The 4,947-nt window shown below is 46.6% G+C and carries 6 protein-coding genes; all 6 read left to right on the top strand.

The features are described from left to right. Positions 1–119 precede the first annotated feature (119 nt). From BQ17_RS01685 to BQ17_RS01660, 6 genes are read left to right on the top strand one after another with little or no spacing between them, the layout of a single operon-like run. Entirely contained in the window at positions 120–548 is a 429-nt protein-coding gene (locus BQ17_RS01685) for a GtrA family protein (RefSeq protein ID WP_089724009.1), read from the top strand. 8 nt (positions 549–556) lie between these two features. Then, on the top strand, positions 557–1,375 hold the full coding sequence (locus BQ17_RS01680) for a glycosyltransferase family 2 protein (protein WP_089724008.1): 819 nt from the start codon (positions 557–559) through the stop codon (positions 1,373–1,375). Next, positions 1,368–2,252: a lysylphosphatidylglycerol synthase domain-containing protein gene (locus BQ17_RS01675; RefSeq protein ID WP_089724007.1), complete on the top strand. Its 885-nt coding sequence runs from the start codon at positions 1,368–1,370 to the stop codon at positions 2,250–2,252. The genes BQ17_RS01680 and BQ17_RS01675 overlap by 8 nt, the downstream gene beginning before the upstream one ends. After that, positions 2,252–3,727 carry a hypothetical protein gene (locus BQ17_RS01670; RefSeq protein ID WP_218068007.1) on the top strand — a complete coding sequence of 492 codons (1,476 nt, stop codon included), beginning with the start codon at positions 2,252–2,254 and terminating at the stop codon, positions 3,725–3,727. The genes BQ17_RS01675 and BQ17_RS01670 overlap by 1 nt, the downstream gene beginning before the upstream one ends. Continuing rightward, positions 3,711–4,109 carry an HAD family hydrolase gene (locus tag BQ17_RS01665; protein ID WP_256091438.1) on the top strand — a complete coding sequence of 133 codons (399 nt, stop codon included), beginning with the start codon at positions 3,711–3,713 and terminating at the stop codon, positions 4,107–4,109. Before BQ17_RS01670 ends, BQ17_RS01665 begins: the two co-directional genes overlap by 17 nt. Before the next feature lie 11 nt (positions 4,110–4,120). Next, a complete protein-coding gene (locus tag BQ17_RS01660) occupies positions 4,121–4,870 on the top strand; it encodes a glycosyltransferase family 2 protein (protein ID WP_218068005.1) in 750 nt (249 codons plus the stop codon). Positions 4,871–4,947 lie beyond the last annotated feature (77 nt).

Here is a 4,947-nt window from a genome sequence, read left to right as displayed (position 1 = left end):
TTGTAGCATACCTGTGTAGCAGCTAAAGCCTTGCACTAAAGTGCATAGTTTTGGACTAGCGTGCTGGGACAATAAATTGCCATTAAGAAGAAGAGCGAGTCCAAAAAGGTAATTAAATAATGCATAGCCTTCGCCGGTTTTCGGCTTTCGCCTTCTTGTCTGGTTTAGGGTGGCTTTGCGACTTTGGAACCTACACGCTGCTTGTCAAGGTTATCGATTTTCCCCCTCATGCTGCAAATTTCGTATCATCCTATGTTGGAGTAACCTTTGTCTGGTTCACTTCTCTCAAGAGTGTCTTCGGAACGGCGGGAGCTTTCAGAGGGCAGTTTTTGGTTACCTATTGGGTCTTTCAGTTTCTCTCCATTTCATGCTATTCGCTCTTGCTCAATCTTGTCGCTCACTTTTTGCAGGCTCAGGGTGCGTTTGGCTTACCAATTGGACAGCCGGAAATCCTGGCAAAGATAATTGTTACGCCGGTAAATCTTGTAACCAACTTCCTCTTTATGAAATTTCTCTCACTCTTCATGCAACAGAAAGCACAGGCCTGACTAAAGCTATGAAAAATCATCCACGTATTCTTGTTTTTATACCAGCCTATCGTTGTAAGGCGCAGGTTGTTCGTGTATTGGATCAGTTCGACCAGAGAGTACAGGCTTGGATTCATACGGTTATGGTCGTGGACAATCGCTCCCCCGACGGTACTTTGCAGGCGGCAATTGATCGCGGGACTGCCAGGATTATAGAAACCAATTTTATCGCCTGGCGAAATGATGATAACTATGGTTTAGGTGGTTCTCACAAAGCAGCCTTCCGTTATGCCGTTGAGCAGAAAATGGACTATGTTGTCGTCTTGCATGGCGATGATCAAGCAGACATTAGAGACTTAGTTCCGCTGCTGGAAGAAGGTGTTCACGAGCAGGTTGATTGTCTGCTCGGCGCACGGTTCATGTCAGGAAGTCGCCTCAAGGGTTACTCCTGGTTCCGCACATTCGGTAACCGCTTGTATAATAAGATTTTTTCTTTTGCGGTCTTGCGTAATATCTATGATTTGGGTTCGGGTTTGAACCTCTATCGTGTGTCTTCGCTGCAGGAATTCTATTATAAGTCCTTTCCTGATGATTTGACATTCAATTATGTGATGCTTCTTGCAAGTTATCACCGTGGTCAAAACGTCCGCTTTTTCCCGATCAGTTGGCGGGAAGAAGATCAGATTTCGAATGTAAAAATGTTTCGACAAGCCTTCAAGGTTTTGGGGCTGTTGGCAGGGTATTTTTTCCAGCGTGGGTCATTCTTGGCTAGTGAGTTGCGTGGTAAGGCTTTTGACAGGTATTCAGGGCAAATTAAATGCTTTCAGGAAGCAAAATTTAGTGATTGACGTGAAGCGTGTTACCGTCGCCTACCTCTATTTTCTACTGATCCTCTCAGTCGTCTGGATGTGGGTGAATATACCCAATATCTCGGGGGTCGTCGAAAACACAAGCTGGCCAGGTCTTCTTGGCATTACCGTTTTGTATCTTTGCTCGCATGTATTTCGTATGATACGCTTGGGGTTGCTTGCCCTGGATGAGCGAGACAAAGTCTTTCAAGTGATTGCGGCGCATACTTTGACGGCTTTTCCAAGCAGTTTTTTTCCCTTCAAAATTGGTGAAATACTGCGTCTGACGGCGTTTTTCCATGTTTTCGAGAAGCGGCAGAAAGCCCTGGCTGTTTGGCTTGCGGAGCGCTTCGGAGACGTTCTTGTCATTACGCTGTTTATTCTTGGCCTGTATGTTCTGGAGGTTTCAGTGCCCCCCGCAATGAAAAATATCTTCATGCTCTTCGTTGTTGCCAGTGTTATGGGGCTGCTGGGAATATTGGCGGTTGCTAAAGTTTTTGTCTATATCAATCGACATCTTGTGCTAACCAGTCACTCTGCTCATGGATTGATGCTCTTGCGCTTTAGCCATGCGCTGAGATCTCTCGAGCTGAACATTGTGAAATCACTAGAAGGTAGGTTTTCTGGATTCATCCTGCTCTCGGTGATTATATGGACAATTGAAATATTGGCGCTATCGATGTTCATTAACCTATTTGCCCTAAACAAGCCTGACTGGGTTGACTTGTTTGCAGCTGGCATGTTGACCAGCCTATCTGGTAGCACCTCGGTCGTGACCGATTTTGGTTTGTACCAGTCTTTGGCACTGGTTATTTTGGCAATACTTTCCTTGATTGTGGTGTTGCTTGTAAATCGTCTCAAAATTTCAAAGGCTTAATGATGTTGATCTCGAGTGAAAAATTACTGATTATATATGACGATCGTGAGACTACTAAAGGTGATGTTTGCAGTCTCGTAGGGCAGCGTCGCTTTGGCGACATTACTTTCAAACGCCGTTTGCTTGTTGACCATTTTCGCGCAGCATTGCCCGCCTGGGCCTCCGAGGGGCTGGTCCATCTGCGATCTGTCGACGATATCCCGGCCCTGCGAAGCAGGATTGAGACCAGTGGGGAAGATACGGCCGCCTGTGTTATAGCGAGCCGTGCAGGTTTTATGGATTTCGAGCATCTGACCCAGCTGATTGAACGTCTGCCTTACGCCGAGGAGGATTTCACGGATCATCTGTATAAGCCGCTGTTAGTGTTCTTGCGCAGTGCACATAGCCTTGTCGAGCAGTGGCCTAAATTCGCAGCAGCGCCAATACACACCTGGGAACAGGCTTGGCAGGGAAAGCAGCGTGTGCATTCGGTTGAACCGCTGGATCTTGGGAAAATCCGGGCTTTCCTATCCTTTACATGCGGGTCAACGGCGACACGCCACTTTAATGAAATCAAGATTGACTCCTATTACTATACCAAGCGCTCCAGCGATAAGCGAAAAATGCTTGCGGAATACTCGTTCTACGGTTTGGTGCCCGAAAGCATGCGCCCATGGCTGATCCAACCTTTCGAATATAAGGACGAGGGGGAGTGTGCATCCTACAAGATGCTACGCTACTATCTTGCAGACGCGTCTCTGCAATGGGTGCATGGCTCATTCGAGCGTGATACATTCGCGACCTTCATTGAACGGTTACTATTCTTTATATCCGAGCGACCAAAACAAACCTGCAGTAAGGAACAGTCTGCCGCAATAGCCCGTGATTTGTTCGTTAAAAAGCTGGAAGCGCGTGTAGGACAACTCCTAGCCATGCCGGAGGGTCAAAGGCTCAATCAGCTGGCGACCAGTGTGTCACCAGAGTTGGATATTAAGGTCCAGCTCAAGCGTTATCTCGCTTTGTACAAGAAACATGAGAAGGGCTTTGCTTTTGACCATCTCGCGGTAGGCCATGGTGATCCCTGCTTTTCCAATATACTCTACGATCAGGGTCGATATTTGTTGAAGCTTATCGATCCAAAAGGAGTAGTGGTGGAGCAAGATCTGTGGACGCATCCACTTTATGATCTTTGCAAGATCTCTCATAGTGTTTTGGGAGATTACGATTTTATCAATAATGGGCTTTATAGTGTTAGATTTTCTGACACCAATGATTTGGTGCTAGACTTCACGCACACTAATCATGCAGCTCTAAAGTCTCTGTTCCTACAAAGGATCAAGACCTACAGATATGATAGCCATATCATGCGTCTTGGCGAGGCTTCGCTGTTCCTTTCCATGCTTCCGCTGCATATTGATTATCCAAACAAGGTGATTGCCTTCATGTTGAAGGCCAGACAAATTCTCGATGAGGTCGAACGTGAAAAACACAATTGATGAGTTAGAGGGTATGCTTGTCGTCGATATTGATGGCACTTTGTGTGATATTAAATCGGCAGACCAATCCTATGCGGAGCTGACGCCTCATCAACCCATGCTCCAAAAGCTGCGCGAATATCAGGCTAAGGGATATCGTATTCTGCTGTTTACTGCTCGGAATATGAAAACATACGACAGCAATCTCGGGCAGATTAACAAGCATACTGCTCCTGTTTTGTTTGAATGGCTGAGTAAGTGGGATGTTCCTTACGATGAAATCTTGTTTGGAAAACCCTGGCCTCGCAAAAAAGGCTTCTATATTGACGATCGTACCGTTCGTCCTGACGAGTTCCTTCGTATGTCCGAGGAAGAGATCCACAAGCTTCTAGGCCAGGAGTAGGGAGTATGAGGTTGAATATTGTCATTACGATGGCCGGTCGGGGCTCTCGTTTTTATGAGGCCGGTTATAAGGTTCCTAAATACGAGATCATGGCCCATGGGCGCAGCCTTTTTGATTGGTCTATACTTTCGCTGACCAATTTTATGACTGACGATTGTCGGGTAATTTTTGTGTGTTTGGCTGAAAATGATTCTGCCGACTATGTCAGTGAGCGCTGCAAGGCTCTGAACCTGAATGATTTCCATGTGCTTGAACTTGATGAAATCACCGATGGGCAGGCAACAAGTGCTTACGTGTCTCGAGAGTTATGGCGACAAGATGATCCGCTGCTGATCTATAATATTGACACATTTGTCAATCCAGTGGCTCTTAAGCCAACGGATATTAAACCCGGTTCGGATGGCTGGGTGCCCTGTTTCCAGGTTCCAGGTGATCATTGGAGCTTTGTTAGATTGGGCGATGACGGATGGGCGGTTGAGCTGGCCGAAAAACAGCGCATCTCGGGCTATGCTTCCATTGGTCTATATTGGTTTGCACACGCTGGGCGATACGCTGAAACCTATGATCGGTTCTTCGCAGACGAAGGAAATCTTGTACGTGGGGAACGTTACATCGCACCACTGTATCGGCAGTTGATTAAGGACGGTGGAAAAATCTCAATTTCAGATCTAAAATTTGACGACGTGTATGTCCTGGGAACGCCTGCAGAACTTGATCAGTTTCTCAAAATTGAGCGCCCCAATCCGAATATTCTGGATTAAATTCAACCACTACCAGCTGAAGCTGGTAGATTGTGCCGCTAAAGCGGCTCGGCGGACTAAACCGCCGACTGAAGAGA

This window comes from Candidatus Thiosymbion oneisti (assembly GCF_900092655.1).
GTDB classification, from domain to species: Bacteria; Pseudomonadota; Gammaproteobacteria; order Chromatiales; family Chromatiaceae; genus Thiosymbion; species Thiosymbion oneisti.
Note: the sequence above shows the minus strand (reverse complement) of the source record. Positions and strands in the feature narration are given on the sequence as shown.

Bases quoted from the DNA above. Each gene is read 5' to 3' on its own strand.
- BQ17_RS01685 (WP_089724009.1), top strand. From the start codon at position 120: ATGCATAGCCTTCGCCGGTTTTCGGCTTTCGCCTTCTTGTCTGGTTTA.
- BQ17_RS01670 (WP_218068007.1), top strand. From the start codon at position 2,252: ATGATGTTGATCTCGAGTGAAAAATTACTGATTATATATGACGATCGT.
- BQ17_RS01680 (WP_089724008.1), top strand. From the start codon at position 557: ATGAAAAATCATCCACGTATTCTTGTTTTTATACCAGCCTATCGTTGT.